This is a genomic window from Prevotella aff. ruminicola Tc2-24, assembly GCF_900110895.1.
In the GTDB taxonomy this organism is placed as follows: domain Bacteria; phylum Bacteroidota; class Bacteroidia; order Bacteroidales; family Bacteroidaceae; genus Prevotella.
Map to the genome: position 1 here is coordinate 821197 of NZ_FOIQ01000001.1, position 21203 is coordinate 842399.

Sequence of the window (21203 nt, forward strand, 5' to 3'; positions counted from 1 at the left end):
TTTTGCATCATCATTATGAGTAATCAGAGAACGATTATTGCAGGACCATGCGTCATCGAGTCGGCTGAGCTACTGAGCACTGTGGCGCGCAAGCTTCAGGATATCAATGCCAAATTGGGCACTGACATCATATTTAAAGCCTCCTTTGACAAGGCCAATCGAACCTCTATTCATTCTTTCCGGGGCCCCGGCATAGAGCGTGGGCTGCAGATGTTGGCTGATATCAAATCAAGATATGGCCTAAAGATTCTCACCGATATTCACGAGAGTTGGCAAGCCAAACTTGCAGGCGAGGTTTGCGATGTCATACAGATACCAGCTTTTCTTTGCCGGCAAACTGATCTGCTTGTGGCCGCTGCAAAAACTGGGAAAACGGTCAACATCAAGAAGGCACAGTTTCTTAGTGGAAAGGACATGCGATACCCCGTAGAAAAAGCACAAGACGCTGGAGCTCAAGAGGTATGGTTAACAGAACGTGGTAACATGATGGGCTACAATAACCTTGTGGTGGATTTCCGTAATATACCCGATATGTTAGAGATTGTACCAACTGTCATTATGGATTGTACCCATAGCGTACAGCGGCCAGGAGGGAGCAACGGAAAGACTGGTGGCGACCGCAGATTTGTGCCACAGATGGCGTTAGCAGCAAAGGCTTTTGGGGCGACCGGATGGTTCTTTGAGGTACATCCCTCTCCTGACGAAGGATTAAGTGATGCTGCTAACATGTTGGAATTGGACAAACTAGAGGATTTGATTACAAAGATTGTAGAGTAACAAAAAGGGAAGACGAAGAAGATGACAACTAGAGAGTACGCGATACAGTGTTTTAAGGATGAGGCAGCAGCCGTAACAGGACTGATTGAGCAACTCAGTGACAGTTTTGACATGGCTGTACAGCTAATGTACGAATGCAAAGGCAAGGTAATCGTAACAGGTGTCGGCAAAAGTGGCCATATCGGAGCTAAGATTGCTGCTACCCTATCAAGTACCGGTACTCCTTCATTCTTCATTAATCCATTAGATGTATTTCACGGTGATTTAGGTGTTATGACACCCGAAGACGTAGTTCTAGCCATATCAAACTCCGGACAGACTGATGAGTTGCTGCGTTTCATTCCGATGGTTTTACACATGCATATCCCGATCATCGGCATGAGTGGAAATTCCGAATCGTTATTAGCCAAATACTCCACCTGTCATCTGAACGTCCGCGTGGAAAAGGAAGCATGCCCTCTTAACCTTGCGCCTACAAGTTCTACTATGGCAGAGATGGCCATGGGTGATGCGCTTGCTGTAGCCTTGATTGAAAAAAGAAACTTCCAACCGCATGACTTCGCCCAATTCCATCCCGGAGGAGAACTGGGGAAACGACTTTTGACAACTGCGCAAGACGTGATGCGTTCAGACGACATGCCCATACTTCCTCCCGAGATGCATCTCGGAGAGGCTATCATTCTGGTCAGCAAGGGGAAACTTGGACTTGGAATCGCTGAGGTAAACGGCAAGATCGTTGGTCTGATTACCGATGGTGATATCCGTCGTGCAATGGAGAAATGGCAGGCAGAATTCTTTGGCCGTACCGTTGAGGACATTATGACACGCACGCCAAAGACAGTCAGACCTGACACAAAGATTACAGAGATACAGCAAATCATGAACAAATATAAAGTACACTCTGTACTGGTCACCGACAACGACGAACATTTGCTTGGAGTCGTCGACCACTACTCTTGTATGATATAACACGAAAACGAGCCTTATGAAAACAACCAAGAAAATATTATTAATCCTTTTACTTTTCCTGCCCTTGGCAGTTATAGCCGACCATCTGTTCAAAACGCTAGACGCACATGACGGTCTGACTTCTAGTCAAGTAAACTGCATATTGAAAGATTCACGAGGCTATGTCTGGTTCGGAACGCCGGCAGGCTTATATCGTTTCGACGGTTATACGTTCAAGAACTTTCAAAGCGACTCACAGGACGGCTCTTCGCTTAACGATAGTTATATTAATTCCATTCAAGAAACTCTCGACGGGAACCTATTAGTAGAAACTTCTTCTGGCTATTGTATCTATCACCCGCAAACCGAAAGCTTTGAGCGTGACATGAAACAGTCTTTCGCAAGAATGGGTATTGAAACTATCCCTAGCGTTGTCTTTATCGACCGACACAAGAACCTATGGGGAGCCATCCCCAACAAAGGTGTTGTATGCTATAACCAACAACAACAACTTCTTTATGAGTTTGGCTATACCGACGATGCTCATGGTGTTCCGCAAGGTGTCATCTGCTCTATTAGCGAATGCCGCGACGGAGCGATTATTGTCTACGATGATGGACGCATGGTATGCTGCGATGTCATGCATCAACAACATACTGTCTGGGCCACTCAAGGGCTTGCATCACTCAAACGACGTAAAAACAAGTCGCTGAGGGCATATGCCGACCAAATGGATAATATATGGCTTTACGGACAAGGCACTTTGGCGATGTACAATAAGGGTACAGATTCATGGGACACCTCTATCGGTGACCAGTTAGGACTGACCGGAGTCGGAGTAGATCGTAATATCAATGGTATGGCCGGTGATCGTAACGGAAACATCTGGATTGGCTCCGATCAACTCGGACTGCTTAAAATGAATGTTCATACCCACGTTGTGGAAGCGGTACAACCACGGAACATTAATGACAGTCAGTGGATCAAGGAGAAGATTAGCATCCAGAGTGTATATGTAGATGATACGGACCTAATATGGGTCGGTACAGAAAAATCAGGTGTGGCATACTCTGGCAACTACATCTACCGATTTGGATCAAACCTGAACGGTGATATCACAGCCATTGCACAAGATGCGAATGGAACCATCTGGTATGGAACAAGCGACAAAGGCGTTATAGGTTATGAGGGTGTAATGGCCAGCAAAAAGGTGGCCACTATGGCAACGACTCCAGACGGAAGTCTATGGGTGGGTTCGAAACGTAATGGTCTGACTCGAATCAAGAATGGAACGTCCACTATCTATTCTCTGGCAAAAGACAGTACCTCCACGTTGATTGATGATCATATCAATGCACTTTGCACAGACAAAATTGGCAACCTATGGATTGCCACTAACGGCGGTCTTCAGGTATATAATCCTCGGATGAACACTTTCTCCTCATATACTCGGGAGAACGGTAAACTCAACACGAATAACATCACGAGTTTGTACTACAACCATCATGGAAAATCTAACGATCTTTATATAGGCACATCTGAAGGATTGGTTATTTTGAACCTCTCCACAACCGATAAGACAGTCCTTACAGGAAATACAACAAACACAAAATCGTTTACAAACAATTTTATCACACAAGTACTCCAAGACTCACGTGGACTGATTTGGATTGGCACTCGCGAAGGTCTGAATATATTGAATCTGGAGAATGATACTCTGAACTACCTGACTGAAAAGCAAGGGTTATGTAACAATAACATCTGTGGTATCGCAGAAGATAAGAACCATAGTATATGGGTAACGACAAGCAGCGGTGTCAGCCGTATCGTCGTACAACGTAACCATGAAGATGGTTCGAATAACTACGGCCTATATAATTATACTACGGCAGATGGTCTGCAAAGCAACGAGTTCAATCCGGGATCTATACTTACGAGACAAGATGGCAATGTGCTTCTGGGCGGTCTCTATGGTGTAAACTGGGTGCTTCAGAAAACATCTGATGATAACGATGCCCTTCCACGCGTCATGCTGACACAATTATTCATCGGTGAAGAAGAGATCCTTACTGGTCACGAATACAATGAAAGGATTGTCTTGCCCCAGGCACTTAACGAGACCAATAAACTTGTTCTTGGGCACAACCAGAACACGTTTACGATAAAATTTGCTGCAGGAAACTACAACCAGAGCGAGCGTCTCCAGTTCATGTATTGGATGGAAGGTAAAGATGAGGACTGGCGCAATGGAAACGCTTTAACACATGGCGTTACCTTCAAAAACCTGAAAAGTGGCAAATATATCCTCCATGTAAAGGCCATCAGCGCAGAAGGTGCCGTCAGCAACCAGGAACGCAGACTGGAAATAATTATCGAACCACACTGGCTATTATCATGGTGGATGATTCTTGCATACATCATCCTTGCTCTAGTCGTTATCTACTTCTGGCGTATTGGCATCAAACAACTGGCAGTCATCAAGGCCAGGAAAAAAGCAGTAATCCGCGAACTCACCCTACAGAGAGAGGAGATTAAGGCAGCTAGCGAGGATCTACGACAACCGATGGCGCGAATGACCTCTATTATCGGCAACCTCTCAGAAAAAGAGAAATCGCTAGAGGAGAAAGAGCAGTTGAATGCGCTTCACTCCCAGATGTTACAAATCATCACCCGCGTAAGTGATATGCAAACCAACCTTGAGAATCCTGAGGAGAGAGCCAAGAATACTGTTCAAGACCGTTTGGAACTTAACGGCAGAGGAGAGATCGAATTACCCGAGATTATCAATCAGACGCTCACGTCAGATGCCGGCAGATCACGTGCCGCCCTTGACACGCCAACAATGAAGTTCACTGTGGTGATGATTGACGACAATGAAGAGTTTCTGAAGTTTGCCACCGCACGTCTACAGTATGTCTACGACTTCCACGCATACGATGACATTGAGAAAGCAGCCACCGACTTAGATGAAATGCGTTGTGACATCGTTGTCTGCAAACAAGACATGAAAGGAATGACTGGTAGCGATCTCTGTAATCAGTTGAAGATGGACATGAAAACCCAGAATATCAAATTCGTACTGATGACAGAAGGTGTTCTCACACCGCAAGATATGCGTTCTCAGAATATCACCCTCTCTGCTGATGATTATCTAGCCAAGCCTTTTAATCTACAGGAGGCTTCTATTCGTCTGAACAAACTCCTTGGTCTTGGTCCCATAGAGATGAATAGCAACCTGATTGAAGGAGCAGAGACCCGTATGTTGGAAGATAGGAACTCAAGTATGACTACTGCGACAGAAAGTTATAGCATTGGGGAATACTCTCCCCAAGACGATGGTGAAGCAGATGCTGACGATCCTATGAACAAGGTTGACACCAAAATCATTAAACGAACAGAAAGTCAATTAGTCACCCAAGTCACTGAGGAACAGGAGTATGGAGAGGAACAGACGTTGTCAGATTACTCCATGCTGGATGCCATGGATCAGCAACTGCTAAGGAACATCGAGCAGTATGTGATGCAAAATATGAGCCGTGGTCAGATTAGCCTTGAGGAAATGGCTACTGCTATGGGCATGGGACGTGTACCTTTCTTCCACAGAGTCCGTAACCTAACTAGCAAGACACCTGCGGAATTGGTGCGTGATATGCGTCTAAAGCATGCATGTATATTGCTGAAACGTACAAATATCAATATGAGTGAATTAGCCTCGAACATAGGTTTCATGACTGCCGAGAACTTCATCAATATCTTCAAGGAGAAGTTTGGTATGACACCACTCGAATACAGACTAAAGCATAGGAAATAATACGGTTCTGGTCTGTCACAGACAACACCGTCAATGAAGGGAAATGAATGATAATTGTTTTTTTAGAATGCGAGGAGAAAAGCTGACACAGAGGATTTGTCTATCATTCATCGTTCTTCTTTTTTCCTATAACATAGCGAATGCACAAAGTAGCGACTCCCTCATAGTAGAGAAGATGCGCCAACAAGGTATTGTCTTTACACATCATAACAGCGTACATCTTCTGATGTCTGGAAAAGAGAAGTTCGATGATATGTTCACCGCCATACGACAGGCAAAGAAAAGCATCCATCTGGAGTATTTCAATTTTCGCAACGACTCCATTGCAAATCTGCTCTTCGACATCTTAAAAGAGAAACGCAAGGAAGGAGTGGAAGTACGTGCCCTATTCGATGGTTTCGGAAACGATTCCAATAACCAACCGTTAAGGAAAGAGCACCTACGCAAATTACATGCAGACAGCATCAACATCTACGAATTCGACCCTATTCGTTTCCCGTGGTTTAATCACATATGGCCGCGCGACCATCGGAAGATTGTTGTTATCGATGGTGAGGTTGCCTATACAGGCGGTATGAATGTGGCCGACTATTACATCGTGGGTACAGAACAAGTAGGTGAATGGCGTGACATGCACTGTCGCATTGAGGGACCAGCTGTCAATGAATTACAAGACATTTTCTGTCGCATTTGGAAGAAAGTGACCAAAGAGGATATTACTGATGAGCAGTATTTCCGAGGAAAGGCTGCAGGAGATAAGATGGTGGGCATTGCCAACCGTGAGCCGCACATCTCAAACAAGATCATGCGTCGTTTTTACATCGACGCTCTGGATAAGGCAAAAGACTCCGTTAAGATTATCAACCCTTATTTCGTCCCTACGCCATCGATTATGAAGGCACTCAAGCGCACAGTTAAACGAGGGGTTAAGGTAGATATTCTCATCTCCGCAAAAAATGATATTCCACTCGTACCGGATATTGTTTTATATAATGCTCACAAGCTTATCAAGGAAGGCGCACATATATGGCGTTACCAACCTGGCTTTCACCACTCCAAAATTATGATGGTTGACGGTCTCTTCTGCACAGTTGGAAGCACCAACCTTGACGCACGTAGTCTGCGTTTCGACTATGAGATAAACGCTCTCATTATCGATAAAGCAATTACCCGTGAACTTGAGGATAAGTTCATACAAGACACGGGTAAAAGTGTCTATCTATCAGAAGATGAGTGGCAGAAATGCCGCACGAGATGGCAGAAAATCCGCGGATGGCTTGGTCATATGCTAACACCATTTCTATAACATATGAGTCGCGATACCACCATATCCATCTGTAAAGGCGTCGCTATCATCCTTATGGTCGTTGCGCATGCCGAGGCCCCTGGAGCGCTCTGTAAGTTTATCTTTGAGTTCCACATGCCGTTGTTCTTCATCACTGCCGGTTTCTTCTTTTCATTGAAATACTTAAATAATGAAGCGGAATTTATCAAGAAGCGTATCAAAGGATTGTACTTGCCTTTCGTCAAGTGGTCGGTATTCTTCTTGATTATTCATAACTGGATGTTCGACATTGGTATCCTCAATGAGAAATTCGGCAATGAGATGGGGGGTGTCACTCATCCCTATACATGGCATCAGATGCAACAAAATCTATGGCATATTATTTCATCCATGGGAGGTTACGATCAGTTCCTCTGCGGCGCTTTCTGGTTCTTCCGAGGATTATTTGTTGCCAGCATTCTCTATCTTATTATATATAAGGTGACAGATGCAGGACTCACCAAACTATCCCGTTGGTTCGGAAGAATTAAGATGTCCGACCTGACTCCATATATTGTTTGTCTGGTATTACTATTTCTCTGTGGATGGAAGACATACGAGGGTTTGAAGATTGTAACACTTGTACAAGGCGGCTACCGTGACATGATGGGGTGCTTCTTCTTCGGCTGCGGGTTTATCTTCCGACAATATGTAAGCAGATATCGGACGTTTATGGACAGACACTACATGTCCGTTCTTTCTACGTTTCTGTTTGCACTCATCGTCTTTATGTTCTCAAAACACCTGACAGCAAATATGAACTGGAGATCTACCTACGTTCAATTTCTTTCCCTTCCGATCCCCGCCATCCTCGGTTTCCTTATGACATATAATATCAGCCGTTGGCTTGATAGGCATGAAGGATGGCTGAAACGGTTTCTAGTGTATACCGGAGACCATACACTCAACATCTTCATCTTCCATATCGTCGCCTATAAAACAGTTAGTCTCATCAAAATATGGTATTACCACCTAGACACCCAACAAATTGGATGTCACATGGTCATTCATGATTATTCACAACAAGATTTATTCTGGATTCTCTACACGATTGCCGGTGTTGGAATACCTCTTTTTTTCACTAAACTTAGCGAGATCATAAGAGAGAAAATCAAAGCAAGTAGAGCATCATCTGGATCTCTGCCTCTGTGATACCCTTGGCCAGTATCAGCGGACGCTCCTCAAGGATCGCATCCGAACTTTTTTCTGTCTCTTTCAAATAACGACGAAAACAATCAACAGCTTTGTCTACATGCCCCCCAAACCATAAGCAATAGCCATAATTCAACAAGTCGACATGCTTATAATCATCTGTAGATATCAGTTGATCATATATTTTATCAGCTTGATCATACTTTCCATTACATGTCAGAGCCCATGCCAATGACCTACGAACTTCTAGATCATCTGGATACTCATAGTTCAGACGGAAATACTGCTGTTGAGCTTCTTCATAGCGTTGAAGTCGCAAAAGGCACAAGGCCCTAAAGGATAGATAGATACGTTTATCTGATCGGAGTTCTAACAGTCTATTGCAGACATCCAACGCTTCCACAAAATGCTCCGATGCTATCAGCCCACGCATATACCCGAAAAGCGCACGCTCGTGGTCTGGTTTCTGTAGCAGAGCTTTCGCATAATATTCCGCCGGATCAGTCTTCTTTACTTTACTTCCTGCAACCACATCATAGCCTTTCTGGGCAAGATAGCCTGCCATCATATAATATCGGAAATCACGGCGAAGCTCTCCATAATTCTTCAGCAAACGACAAGCATCGTAGTTTCTATTCTTCTTGATCAAGAAAGAAACCACTTCACTAAAGTGTTCTTCTAATGGGGTATTCGAGAACAGTCGATTAGCGAAGAAAAGATACCCTCCACTGTCCTGACCGAAAACATCAGTAAGCTCACTACGTTTCGGATATATTCTGGAATAACGATAAAGATCCTGCAAATAGATACGACGGATGTACGCAGAACTATGAATGTCTTCCTCACCAAAATCATCTAAAGGTAATTCGCCACGCTCCATCATCTTACGCACCTGTGGTGGAATCTGTCCCATCACCTGTTCAAATGCAAGCATAAAAGAATACTTATCACTGTTACAGAACGTGCCTTTCGTCATCATATCTTGTAGGAATCGAAGTCCTTGCATTTTCTCTGCAGCAGAGGCAATATCCGGATGATCAATATAGAACGGCACAAACCAGTTTGAGAGCTCCTGGAAGAAGGGGAATCGTTTCATTCGCGAGAATCCACCGAAATAGATGTCCGATCCTTGTTGTTTCATCTCCTGCATTTTTAGGAAACTGGCTTCTATATTCTCAATGGTCTGCTCGGCTTCTTCTGGGTAAAGAATATCATGGAGAGCCTCATCATCAATATGATCAACTCCACCGATAGACTCCTGTATCTTCTGTTGTTTCAACAGGTCTGGCATGATCTCCTGCTGAATCGTCTGATGGTCTTTCTCAGCATTAATACAGTAGATCATCTGTTCCTGCAACTCCGTCAACTCCCGACAACAGTTCTCATCCTTAAGCAACTCCTTTACCAAAAATATTTGCTCTGGGTATATTTCCCGTCCGATCTCTTCATTTAAGGCGAATACCCATCCGACAAGAGCACGCTGTCTGACAGCCTCATCCGTTGTCTGCTGATAGACATGCACCAACAGACGGAATTTCGCCATATCAAAATGCTCTATGAGAGAAAGCATGATTACACTAACAATCAACTGCTGATCATTCGTGTCGACAGTCGGTGAAAGAAGAATACCCTCCATGGCTCCGGCAAAACCGTCAGACCACACCGAGGATGTCAGAATGAAATCAAAGAGTCCCGCCATCAACTGCTGATGCCGTACATATATCTCCCTACGACTATCTTGTGACATGCGACCTGTCTCCAGACTTAGCATGGCAACATCCGACACAAACGACTCCAATTCTTCCCTAATAACCTGAGGAGACCAATCTCTAGCTGATATATGCACACGCATATGGATTGATGACAAGAATGAGGAATGACCAATAGCATAGCTGATGGCTATATTTGTATAGAGCACATACATCCGTTGCAACAGTTTATCATAAAGGGAATTCAACTGTGGATCTTTGAAACCCTTTCGCCAATAGTCAACCATCGTCTGATAATCGGTCTTAATGGCGAAAAGCCTATCAGTGTTCACCTGATGAGGATGAACGGAAAGAAAAGACTCCATTGCCTGTATTGCTTCACCGAGATTTCTCTCTATCAAACGGTCTAGAACCAAGTTGAGCGCTTCATTCTGTATCATAGCTGTTTTTTATGAAGCCATTCCCTGACTTTCTCAACATCCTTCTCTCGAGGAAGAGCATATGTATATTTCAAAGTATCTGGAAGGGCTTTCAAGGTTTGATTGGAAATACCATAGTATTTCTTTACGATTTGTCTATAATGACCAATTCCCATTCGGTTGATGGAATCACAGGCTGCACGATAGCCTTTCATGAAGGCTTCTATCTGCTGTTTCCGTTTCGGATGATCCATACCCTCCTTGCGGAAGGCGACAACGCCAAGATGAAAGTCAAGTTTTCGTGTATCAAGCAATACCTTATGTTTAGCTAACAACGCCTGCGTGGCCTGAGGCTCCGTCAGCAACAAGGCATCCATCACATTATTCTCCAACATCTTCAGACGAACATTCACATCATTGACCTGTATACGGAAAACACGCTCGCTCTTTAGTCTGGCACTATCGACCGCCAGATCGCCCAACATATCTGTGGCAGAATAGCGTGTCATAGCAAGCATCTTATCATCAAGATGTTTCAATTGGGTCACACGTGACTGTCTGTTGCCAATCAAGAGCCAATAGGCATTTGTGGAAAAAACATACCTCAAGGGCATCCCGCTTTTAATCATCCGCTCGGCTCTGACCAAATCTGTGAAAGCACCCTCCACCCTGCCTCGCAAAAGCGCTGTGTCGCAGTCCATCTGAGCAGCAAACCGCTTCAAACGAATGTCCACAGCCGAATCAAAAAGATGACACTCTTTGGCGACAAAAACAGGCAGGCAGTCAAGTGTAGGCATCACAGCAATCTTCAACGCAGCTGAGTCCTCACGCGCCAACTGAAGACGCTGCTGTCGTGACAGACGCTTTGTCTCCTCATATGACTGCCCACAACCTATGAGCATCAATACTGTCAAAATACCTATAACAAGTCTCTTCATTAGTTTGCAAAGATACAACATTTATATGGAACACAAAGACACAAAGACACAAAGAAAAGTTAAAAAGGAGAAAAACATCATATCTTTATGGTTCTGTCTTCACTTTTATATCTATCTTTGCAATACTATGGCAAAAGACAAGATTGCATACGTATGCTCTAACTGCGGCCAAGAGTCGCAAAAGTGGATAGGCAAATGTCCATCATGCGGACAATGGAACACGTTCAAGGAAATCCGGATAGCCAATGATACGGGTACGCAGGCTGCACGTTCTGCTGCAGCCTCGCTCCGAAGCGGTGTACAGTCCCATACACAAGGGAACCACGTGCTTCGTCTGAAGGACATTTCCAATCATGACGATCCTCGAATCGACATGCATGACGAAGAATTAAATCGTGTACTCGGTGGGGGACTCGTTCCTGGGAGTATTATCCTTCTAGGTGGTGAACCAGGCATCGGCAAGTCCACCCTATCCCTCCAAACGATGCTCAGCATGCCTGATAAACGAATTCTCTATGTCAGCGGAGAAGAGAGTGCACACCAACTAAAGATGCGCGCCAATCGTCTTACGACAAACAGGACATCTGCCGACAATTTGTCTAATGGTCTTGACAACTTCCTCATTCTCTGTGAAAACTCCCTTGAGCATATATTCGATCATATCAAAGCAGAACAACCTGAGATTGTCGTTATAGACTCCATCCAGACCATCATGACCGAAGATGTGGAATCTTCAGCTGGATCCATCGCCCAGGTGCGTGAGTGTGCTTCTGCCTTACTCCGTTTTGCAAAGTCAAGTGGTGTACCCGTCATCCTGATCGGACACATCACGAAGGAAGGCACACTGGCTGGTCCAAAGATTCTGGAACATATCGTCGATACCGTTATTCAGTTTGAAGGCGACCAGCATTACATGTACCGTATCCTCCGTTCTATGAAGAACCGTTTCGGCTCAACTTCCGAACTAGGCATCTATGAAATGCAGCAGAACGGACTAAGGCAAGTCAGCAATCCTTCCGAGCTACTGCTCACACAAGATCACGAAGGATTATCAGGAATCGCCATTTCCTCAGCCATCGAAGGTGTTAGACCTTTCTTAGTAGAGACACAGGCCCTCGTCTCCACAGCAGCTTACGGTACTCCCCAACGTTCTGCCACAGGCTTTGATCAACGAAGATTGAACATGCTTTTGGCCGTACTCGAGAAACGTGTGGGTTTCAAACTCATGCAGAAAGATGTGTTCATCAACATCGCAGGTGGTCTCAGGGTGACCGATCTGGCCATCGATTTATCAGTCATCGCTGCCGTTCTTTCTTCGAATGTTGATACACCCATCGAAAGTGGCTGGTGTATGGCAGGCGAGGTTGGCCTCTCAGGAGAGGTCCGTCCTGTCAACCGTATCGAACAAAGAATCGCCGAGGCCGAGAAACTCGGCTTCAGCGATATGATTATTCCGAAGTATAATATGCAGGGGGTAGACGCAAGAAAATATCACATCACCCTTCACCCTGTTCGCAAGGTCGAGGAAGCCCTTCGCCTGCTCTTCGGCTAGCTTTCATATATGGTCGGATCGTCGATGCCGGCATCGGCCAAAGCCTCTTTTCTTTCAACACATGTGCCACACTTACCACAATGTTTCTCGCCACCTTTATAGCAACTCCACGTTTCCGCATAATCAAGGCCGAGTTCCTTACCCCTACGGGCAATATCCCCTTTCGACCAGTTAACAAATGGCGTTAGCAGTCCGACATTTACAAATGTACCAGCCCGAGAAGCCTCATCAAAGGCAGCCACGAACTGAGGCGTACAGTCTGGATAGATTGTATGATCTCCTCCATGATTGGCCATCATCACAAAGCGAAGTCCGTTACTTTCTGCCATACCCACAGCGATGGCAAGCATAATACCATTGCGGAAGGGCACAACTGTCGAACGCATGTTCTCATCTGCATAATGCCCTTCGGGTATGGCCTCCGCACCTTCCAACAGCGAACTTCTGAAATAGTGCGCCATAAAGTCAAGAGGAATCACCACATGCTTAATGCCCAACCGCTCACAATGCAGCTTGGCAAAGGGTATCTCACGGGCATTATGATTACTCCCATAGTCGAACGAAACAGCCAAGGCGATACGCTCCTGTTGATCGTAGAGCAGTGTCACAGAATCCATGCCACCACTCAGTATGATAATCGTGTCTTTTTTCATTCCGGCCGCAAAGTTACGGCTTTTTTCTTAGTTTTTGTCAACTCCGCCTTACATTATTATTATAGGTACGCAAAAAAGACTTAAATAATCCATTATCAATCGTTAATTATCAATTAAATGTCGTAAATTTGCACGCGCATTAAAATTGAGTAGTTCACATTAATTAAATTATACACAGCTATGACAATCAACGAATTCAACTTTGCCGGTAAGAAGGCAATCGTACGTGTAGATTTTAACGTACCCCTCGATGAGAATGGTAAGATCACTGACGACACCCGTATCCGCGGTGCCCTCCCCACTCTTAAGAAGATTCTAGCCGACGGTGGTGCTACCATCATCATGAGCCACATGGGCAAGCCCAAAGGTAAGGTAGATGCAAAGAAGTCACTCGGTCAGATCCGCGAGGCTGTTGAGAAGGCACTGGGTGTCCCTGTTGCTTTCGCTCCCGACTGCGCTAAGGCTGCAGATGCTGCTAAGGCTCTGAAGATGGGTGAGGCTCTGCTGCTCGAGAACCTTCGTTTCTATCCTGAGGAAGAGGGTAAGCCTGTAGGTATCGACAAGGCTGATCCTGCATACGACGAGGCTAAGAAGGCTATGAAGGCCAGCCAGAAAGAGTTTGCAAAGACGCTTGCCAGCTACGCTGACTGCTACGTAATGGATGCCTTCGGTACAGCTCACCGCAAGCACGCTTCTACCGCTGTTATCGCTGATTACTTCGACGCTGACAACAAGATGCTGGGTCTGCTGATGGAGAAGGAGGTTCAGGCTGTTGATGCCGTTCTCTCTAACATCAAGCGTCCTTTCGTTGCTATCATGGGTGGTTCTAAGGTATCTTCTAAGATCGGTATCATCGAGAACCTACTCGGTAAGGTTGATAAGCTCATCCTCTGCGGTGGTATGACCTACACCTTTGCTAAGGCTCACAATGGTGAGATTGGTGATTCAATCGTTGAGCTCGACAAACTGGATGTAGCTCTGGGTGTTGAGGAGCTGGCTAAGAAGAACGGTGTTGAGCTCGTTCTGGGTTCTGACTGCACCGCTACTAACGGTCTCGACTTCGGCACGATGAGTGTCAAGGAGGGTGCTCAGATCATCACCTGCCCTGCAAACCAGGTTCCCGCAGGTTTCGAGGGTGTTGACGCTGGTCCCGAGAGCCAGAAGGCATTTGCCGAGGCTATCAAGGGTGCTAAGACAATCCTATGGAACGGCCCTGCTGGTGTGTTCGAGTGCGACGCCTTCACTGCAGGTTCACGTGCCATCGGTGAGGCTATCGCTAAGGCAACAGCTGAAGGTGCGTTCTCACTGATCGGTGGTGGCGACTCTGTAGCTTGTGTCAACAAATTTGGTCTGGCCGACCAGGTATCTTACATCTCTACTGGTGGTGGTGCTCTGCTCGAGGCCATCGAGGGTAAGGTTCTCCCCGGCGTAGCCGCTATTAAGGGCGAGTAATAAGAAACTCTTTAATAACAATAATGATGGCTGCAGCGCTTATAGCTTGCAGCCATCATACTTTTAAAAAGGGGGAAACTAAGGCGACTGCCGAGTTCTGTACACCTATAAATACTTTATCTTTTAGTTTGAATGATGAACGGATTTCCTATTTCTTACGGAATGTCTCACGTTTCATCTTGGCATCGAAGAGCCATTTGATCAGACGAGGATGATGCATACCCCATCGGATCAATCGCCAGCCACAAGGACTGAAGAAGAACTTAAAGACATTCACCTGGTGTTCCATCTTACGGAACACCTCTTTATTGGTCTCGGTGAAAGGCTTATTCTCAACTATAGCACGCTGTGCATTGGCGGCTGTCTTGAAAGCATCGTAGAGTCCTTCACCTGTCAACTTGTTGGCAAAGCCGCCGGCATCACCGATAAGTATGACATTATCAACAGTCGACTGTACAGTATTCAAAGGAATATAGGCGCCACGGATGCGTCCTACAGGTATGCCGAAGGTTGTCAGGGTCTCACGGAACTTCTCTCTATGACGAGGGAAGTCCTCGTTCGACTCCAACGCTGCGAAGCCATACATATCGCGCCCCTTACTGGAGAACTTATAGAACACGCCGGGCTTGTAATTATTTGAGAAATGAACGAACACATCGTCATCAGTCTCTCCCTCGTTGTACTGCTCGAGGAAGAGAGCATGCAACTTCGGCGCTCCGGTCATCTGACGACGAATAAGACTGTTGGCGCCATCGGCAGCTACCAGATAACGACAAGATATCTGATCACCCGACTTCAGGGTGACGAGAATACGACCATCGACCTGCTGCTCGAATCGGGCGAAGGAACCCTTGATGAGTTCACCACCATGATTCATATAATACTGCAGCAATGTATAATCAAAGTCCTTACGGCGCGTCATACGGATCTCATACTCAGAATGGAACTCGCACACGGGATCGTTCTCGAACTGGCAACGCATACGGTAGATAGGACGGTAATCATACTTGATGCCTGGCAACAACTGGTCGAGCAGGCGCCAAGCCTTCACAGTCAGTCCGCCACCACACACCTTGTCGCGTGGAAACGTTGCCTGATCAACGATCACACAATCAACACCCGCCTGCTTCAGCAGACTACCACATACCGAACCGGCAGGACCGGCTCCAACAATCAAAACGTCTATATTCTTCATTTCTTAAAAAAAGTTTCTCGTTTCATCTTTGCCTCGAAGGCCCACCTTACCAATCCAGGATGACCGCACAACCACCTGAGTATGGCGAAGCCAAACGAACTGAAGAAGACCCTGCTCAATCGCTCTTCCTTCTTCATTTTCCTAAATATAGGAGCATTCACCTCACGGAAAGACCGTCCACTGGTAATAGCCTCCGCAGCATTCCGGGCAGTTCTGAAGGCATCAAACAATCCCTCACAGGTACAACGGTTTGCAAATCCACCGGCATCACCTATCAGGATCACATGATCATGCATGGGATAATCGTTGGAAAGATAGATGAAGGCACCACGCGCTTTTCCATCTGCGATATTGTTCTGACGCATCACCTTACGGAATTTCTCCGGGGTGGTCGACACATCACCGAAGCCCACCACATCAAACGCCTTATTGGGGAAACGGAAGAAATAACCACCAGTGTCATACGACTGCGACAAAACCACATCGACACCATTGTCTCCGCTTTTCTCGACATACTGTTCCATCGCGAGGATACCACGCTCAGTATCAGGCTTCAGACAGCGGCGCACACGACTGTTCGAGCCATCGGCCCCCACCAGATAACGACAGGCAATCTCCTCTCCCGATTTCAGTCTGGCAACAATCTGCCCGTTCTGTTCCTCAAAACGCTCGAACGCAGCCTGCTGAAAGGCGCCACCAACCGATATGTACTGCTTCAGCAAATCATGGTCGAAATGCTTACGCTGAACGATACGGAGGGGCTCCTTGGTATCAAACTCGCAATGCGCCTTGTTGTCAATAGAAAGACGGATATGTCCTACTGTGTTATAATCATAATGGAGACCCGGCACTAACTGGTCGAGCAGACGACACGTCTTCGAACTGAGTCCACCACCACAGACCTTATCCCGAGGAAAGGTCGCATGATCAACCACCAGACAGTCAACCCCCGCCTTCTTAAGGAGGTATCCACAAACGGAGCCGGCTGGACCGGCTCCGACAATCAGTACATCTACATGCTTCATTTATTCTTTGTCTAACAATATCTTCATCATCTCGACGGCAGCCTTCGCCACAGAGGTACCAGGACCGAAGATGGCAGCTACACCAGCCTTATAGAGGAAGTCATAGTCCTGGGCAGGAATCACGCCACCGGCGATAACCATAATGTCCTCACGACCCAATTTCTTCAACTCCTCAATCAACTGCGGGATGAGCGTCTTATGACCAGCGGCGAGTGAAGAAGCACCCACACAGTGCACATCATTCTCCACAGCCTCACGAGCCGCCTCTGCGGGCGTCTGGAACAGCGGTCCCATATCCACGTCAAAACCACAGTCGGCATAGCCGGTGGCCACAACCTTAGCACCACGGTCATGTCCATCCTGTCCCATCTTTGCGATGAAGATACGAGGACGACGACCTTCCTTCTCTGCGAACTCATCGGTCAGCTTACAAGCCAACTCGAAGTCGCTGTCGTTCTTTGATTCTGAACTATACACACCTGAAATTGTTCTGATTACTGCTTTATACCGGCCTACGATCTCTTCGCAGGCATCACTGATCTCACCTAGCGTACAGCGCAACTGGGCAGCCTTGACGGCGAGGTCGAGCAGGTTGCTCTTACTCTTCTTACCCTCGCTGAACTCACGTACGCAGTCGGTGATGGCCTTCAGGGCTGCCTGACAGGCAGCCTCGTCGCGCTTGCTGCGCACCTCCTTCAGACTCTCCTCCTGCTGCTTACGCACAGCGGTGTTGTCCACCTCAAGGATATCGATTGGATCCTCATGTTCCAGACGGTACTTGTTAGTACCAACGATGGTCTGCACACCAGAGTCGATACGAGCCTGGGTACGAGCTGCAGCCTCCTCGATACGCATCTTGGGCAGACCGGTCTCAATAGCCTTGGCCATACCGCCCAACTTCTCGATCTCCTGGATATGCTCCCAAGCCTTATGTACGAGTTCATTGGTCAGGGTCTCAACATAGTAGCTACCAGCCCACGGATCGATCTGCTTACAGACCTTTGTCTCGTTCTGGATGTATATCTGAGTATTACGGGCGATACGAGCCGAGAAGTCGGTAGGCAGTGCGATAGCCTCGTCAAGAGCATTGGTATGCAACGACTGGGTATGACCCAGTACGGCAGCCATGGCCTCGATACAGGTTCGTCCCACATTATTGAAGGGATCCTGTTCGGTGAGCGACCAACCGGATGTCTGCGAGTGGGTACGCAATGCGAGCGACTTCGGGTTCTTGGCACCGAAGCTCTTCACGATCTTCGCCCACAGCAGTCGACCTGCACGCATCTTGGCTATCTCCATGAAGTGGTTCATGCCGATGGCCCAGAAGAAACTCAGTCGCGGTGCAAAAGCATCCACGTCGATGCCAGCATTCACACCCGTACGAAGGTAGTCCATACCATCGGCCAGGGTGTAGGCCAACTCGATATCTGCCGTAGCTCCTGCCTCCTGCATGTGATAACCCGAGATCGAGATACTGTTGAACTTCGGCATCTTCTGTGAGGTATACTCGAAGATATCGGCAATGATCTTCATCGAGAAGGCAGGAGGATAAATATAGGTGTTACGAACCATGAACTCCTTCAGGATATCGTTCTGGATAGTACCAGCCATCTCCTCGAGCTGTGCGCCCTGCTCCAGACCAGCCACGATGTAGAAGGCCAGGATAGGCAACACGGCACCGTTCATGGTCATCGACACTGACATCTTGTTGAGAGGGATGCCACCAAAGAGCACCTTCATGTTCTCCTCGTTGCAGATACTCACACCAGCCTTGCCCACATCACCCACTACACGGGCGTTGTCGGGGTCATAGCCACGATGGGTCGGCAGGTCGAAGGCAACACTCAGACCCTTCTGGCCAGAAGCCAAGTTACGACGATAGAAAGCATTCGATTCCTCGGCCGTTGAGAATCCGGCATACTGTCGGATGGTCCACGGTTTGAAAGGATACATCATCGAGTACGGACCACGCAGATAGGGAGGGATACCGGCTGTGAAGTCGAGGTGTTCCATCCCTTCGAGGTCTTCTTTCGTATAGACCGGTCTCACCTCAATATGCTCGGGCGTCTTCCAGTTCTCTACGATTCCATTATCTTTAATCCACTTGGCACCATCCTGAGCCTTGATGCCTGCGTAGATATCTATATCTTTAAATTGTTTGCGCATCATTCAATCTCCTATTCTTTAGATACCAAGTTTCTGATTATACTCTTTTAAAGTCTCGAGGACATTACACTTCACATGAATGTAATTCTCGATGCCGGCAGCCTTCAGGTCCTCCATGCAAGCAGGAGCACCAGCCACGACAAACATCGCACGACCGTCCAAATACTTAAAGGCTGGGATAGCATACTCGGCATACTCATCATCCGAAGAGCAGATTACCACGATATCAGCCTTAGCCTCGAGCGCCGCGTCGACACCTTCCTCAACGGTCTTGAAACCGAGATTATCGATGACCTTGTAACCAGCACAGGCGAGGAAGTTACACGAGAACTGTGCACGAGCCTGACGCATGGCCAAATTACCGATCGTCAACATAAAGGCTGTAGGCACCTTCGTCTCCTCGGTATGGATGCGCAGGTCCTCGAAGTCAGCCGCCAGACGAGTACTCTCGATCGTCTTCAGCGAAACGCTATCCCCGCCATGATGATGAGCGCCACCACAACCGCACACATGATGATAGGCGCGCTTACCCTCACTTTTCTCTGTGAAGTTAGGGAACTGGTTGGTACCCAACAGGAACTCCTTGCGCTTAGCAGCATCGCCATGACGCTTCACGTTCGTGGCGTTAATATCATCCTGGATGGTACCGGCCTTCACAGCGGCAAGGAAACCACCCTCATCTTCCACCTTCAGGAAGATCTTCCAGGCCTCGGTGGCCAACGCATCAGTAAGGTGCTCGATATAATAAGAGCCTGCCGACGGGTCGACGATACGGTCGAAATGACTTTCCTCCTTGATCAGCAACTGCTGGTTGCGGGCAATACGCTCCGAGAAATCCGTGGCCTCTTCGTAGGGCGCGTCGAACGGAGTAACTACCATCGAGTGCACGCTCCCTAAGGCAGCGCTCATAGCCTCTGTCTGCGAACGCAGCAGGTTCACGTACGAATCAAACAGCGTCTGATTATATGTCGAGGTTGTCGCATTGATGATCATCTTACAAGCACAGTCGCACTTCGGCTCATACTGCTTCACGATCTGAGCCCAGAGCAGACGGGCGGCACGGAACTTGGCAATCTCCATGAAGTAGTTCTCGGAAACGCCCATATTGAACTTGATGCTCTTAGCTGCCAGATCCACATCGACTCCGGCATCCGTGAGCTGTTGCAGATACTCATTACCCCAGGCCAGTGCATAGCCCAACTCCTGAACGATATAGGCACCGGCATTATTGAGTGCATCACTATGAACTACGATACCACGGAAATGAGGATACTCCTTAAGCGACTCAGCCAGCTTAGGACCGAACGCCAGCACTGGGGACACATCTTTTCCTTTCAGCACCATCTTCTTCATGGGATCCCACTCGATAGAGCCTACTATCTTTTCCTTGTCGTAGCCTTTCCTCTGCCAATAGGTCTTCAGGATCTCAGCGAGTTCGAGCGAGTGACGCTGACAGGTCGAGAAGTTCACCTCGACACATTCGCAATAGATACCCTCGAGCAGCGTTGATACCGTCTCCATAGACACGATCTTGCCAGGGATGTGGAATCCTAGCGAGTCGACTCCCTTGTTCAGGATGTCAAGAGCCTTGGCATTGGCGGCCTTCGGGTCACTAGCCTCGATATTCTGACGGACATACCACTCGTTAGAGTCCTTCTTGTTACCCCGCACGAACGGGAACTCACCCGGGAGTGCGTCGGGGGTCTTCAGGTTCGCCAGGTCTTCCCGGCGATAGAAGGGCTGCACATTAAAACCTTCATTTGTTCTCCATACCAGTCGTTTCTGGAAGTCGGCACCCTTCAGGTCGACTTCAATCTTGTCGAGCCATTCTTGGGTTGTCGGCGCCGTAAACTCGGTAAAGAGCTTCTCTTTGTTTTCCATCATACGTATAAATTATATATAAGTTTGTTTTAAGTTTTAAATTGGTTCTTGCTTACTATTACTATTAGGCTACAAAGTTACGAAATATTTAAGCAATTAACTACAATGAATTGTGAAAGAAATAAAAAATCAGTTTTTATTCAATATTTAATATATAAAATACTTGTCATGCGCATTTTTTTAAGTAACTTTGCAGTCAAA

The 21203-nt window shown here is 47.0% G+C and carries 14 protein-coding genes; 7 read left to right on the plus strand and 7 right to left on the minus strand.

All coding sequences use genetic code 11. The annotated features are described in order from the left end of the window. The first annotated feature begins 15 nt into the window (after positions 1–15). From kdsA to BMY63_RS03545, 5 genes are all read left to right on the plus strand, one after another. Positions 16–777 (plus strand): 3-deoxy-8-phosphooctulonate synthase, encoded by a 762-nt coding sequence (gene kdsA, locus BMY63_RS03525; protein ID WP_091899777.1) that lies wholly within the window; start codon positions 16–18, stop codon positions 775–777. 21 nt (positions 778–798) lie between these two features. Beyond that, positions 799–1746: a KpsF/GutQ family sugar-phosphate isomerase gene (locus tag BMY63_RS03530; RefSeq protein WP_091899778.1), complete on the plus strand. Its 948-nt coding sequence runs from the start codon at positions 799–801 to the stop codon at positions 1744–1746. Positions 1747–1762: 16 nt separating this feature from the next. Continuing rightward, positions 1763–5536, plus strand: coding sequence for a two-component regulator propeller domain-containing protein (locus tag BMY63_RS03535; protein WP_091899779.1), 3774 nt, complete (start codon positions 1763–1765; stop codon positions 5534–5536). Between the two features lie 67 nt (positions 5537–5603). After that, the gene (gene cls, locus BMY63_RS03540) at positions 5604–6842 is read left to right on the plus strand and encodes a cardiolipin synthase (protein WP_091899780.1); all 1239 of its coding nucleotides are present in this window, start codon (positions 5604–5606) and stop codon (positions 6840–6842) included. A gap of 3 nt (positions 6843–6845) precedes the next feature. Continuing rightward, complete coding sequence (locus BMY63_RS03545) at positions 6846–8012, plus strand: acyltransferase family protein (RefSeq protein WP_091899781.1); 1167 nt, start codon at positions 6846–6848, stop codon at positions 8010–8012. Here the strand turns inward: BMY63_RS03545 and BMY63_RS03550 are convergent. Both BMY63_RS03550 and BMY63_RS03555 read right to left on the minus strand, forming a co-directional pair. Further along, entirely contained in the window at positions 7972–10161 is a 2190-nt protein-coding gene (locus BMY63_RS03550; protein ID WP_091914727.1) for a tetratricopeptide repeat protein, read from the minus strand. The genes BMY63_RS03545 and BMY63_RS03550 overlap by 41 nt on opposite strands. Next, positions 10158–11078: an ABC transporter substrate-binding protein gene (locus BMY63_RS03555; RefSeq protein ID WP_091914728.1), complete on the minus strand. Its 921-nt coding sequence runs from the start codon at positions 11076–11078 to the stop codon at positions 10158–10160. Before BMY63_RS03555 ends, BMY63_RS03550 begins: the two co-directional genes overlap by 4 nt. A gap of 127 nt (positions 11079–11205) precedes the next feature. Here BMY63_RS03555 and radA point away from each other — a divergent pair, with 127 nt between their 5' ends. Beyond that, on the plus strand, positions 11206–12630 hold the full coding sequence (gene radA / locus BMY63_RS03560; protein WP_091914731.1) for a DNA repair protein RadA: 1425 nt from the start codon (positions 11206–11208) through the stop codon (positions 12628–12630). On the opposite strand, the gene queC is transcribed toward radA, so the two are convergent. Further along, complete coding sequence (queC, locus tag BMY63_RS03565) at positions 12627–13283, minus strand: 7-cyano-7-deazaguanine synthase QueC (RefSeq protein ID WP_091914733.1); 657 nt, start codon at positions 13281–13283, stop codon at positions 12627–12629. The genes radA and queC overlap by 4 nt on opposite strands. A 180-nt stretch (positions 13284–13463) precedes the next feature. Between queC and BMY63_RS03570 the strand changes: the two genes are divergently transcribed. Beyond that, complete coding sequence (locus BMY63_RS03570; protein WP_091899786.1) at positions 13464–14735, plus strand: phosphoglycerate kinase; 1272 nt, start codon at positions 13464–13466, stop codon at positions 14733–14735. 148 nt (positions 14736–14883) lie between these two features. On the opposite strand, the gene BMY63_RS03575 is transcribed toward BMY63_RS03570, so the two are convergent. From BMY63_RS03575 to mutA, 4 genes are read right to left on the minus strand one after another with little or no spacing between them, the layout of a single operon-like run. Beyond that, complete coding sequence (locus BMY63_RS03575) at positions 14884–15930, minus strand: NAD(P)/FAD-dependent oxidoreductase (RefSeq protein ID WP_091914735.1); 1047 nt, start codon at positions 15928–15930, stop codon at positions 14884–14886. After that, on the minus strand, positions 15927–16955 hold the full coding sequence (locus tag BMY63_RS03580; RefSeq protein ID WP_091914737.1) for an NAD(P)/FAD-dependent oxidoreductase: 1029 nt from the start codon (positions 16953–16955) through the stop codon (positions 15927–15929). Before BMY63_RS03580 ends, BMY63_RS03575 begins: the two co-directional genes overlap by 4 nt. Beyond that, a complete protein-coding gene (gene scpA / locus BMY63_RS03585) occupies positions 16956–19121 on the minus strand; it encodes a methylmalonyl-CoA mutase (protein ID WP_091899789.1) in 2166 nt (721 codons plus the stop codon). It abuts the gene before it with no gap. Positions 19122–19139: 18 nt separating this feature from the next. After that, complete coding sequence (mutA, locus tag BMY63_RS03590; RefSeq protein WP_091914738.1) at positions 19140–21005, minus strand: methylmalonyl-CoA mutase small subunit; 1866 nt, start codon at positions 21003–21005, stop codon at positions 19140–19142. Between the last annotated feature and the right edge of the window lie 198 nt (positions 21006–21203).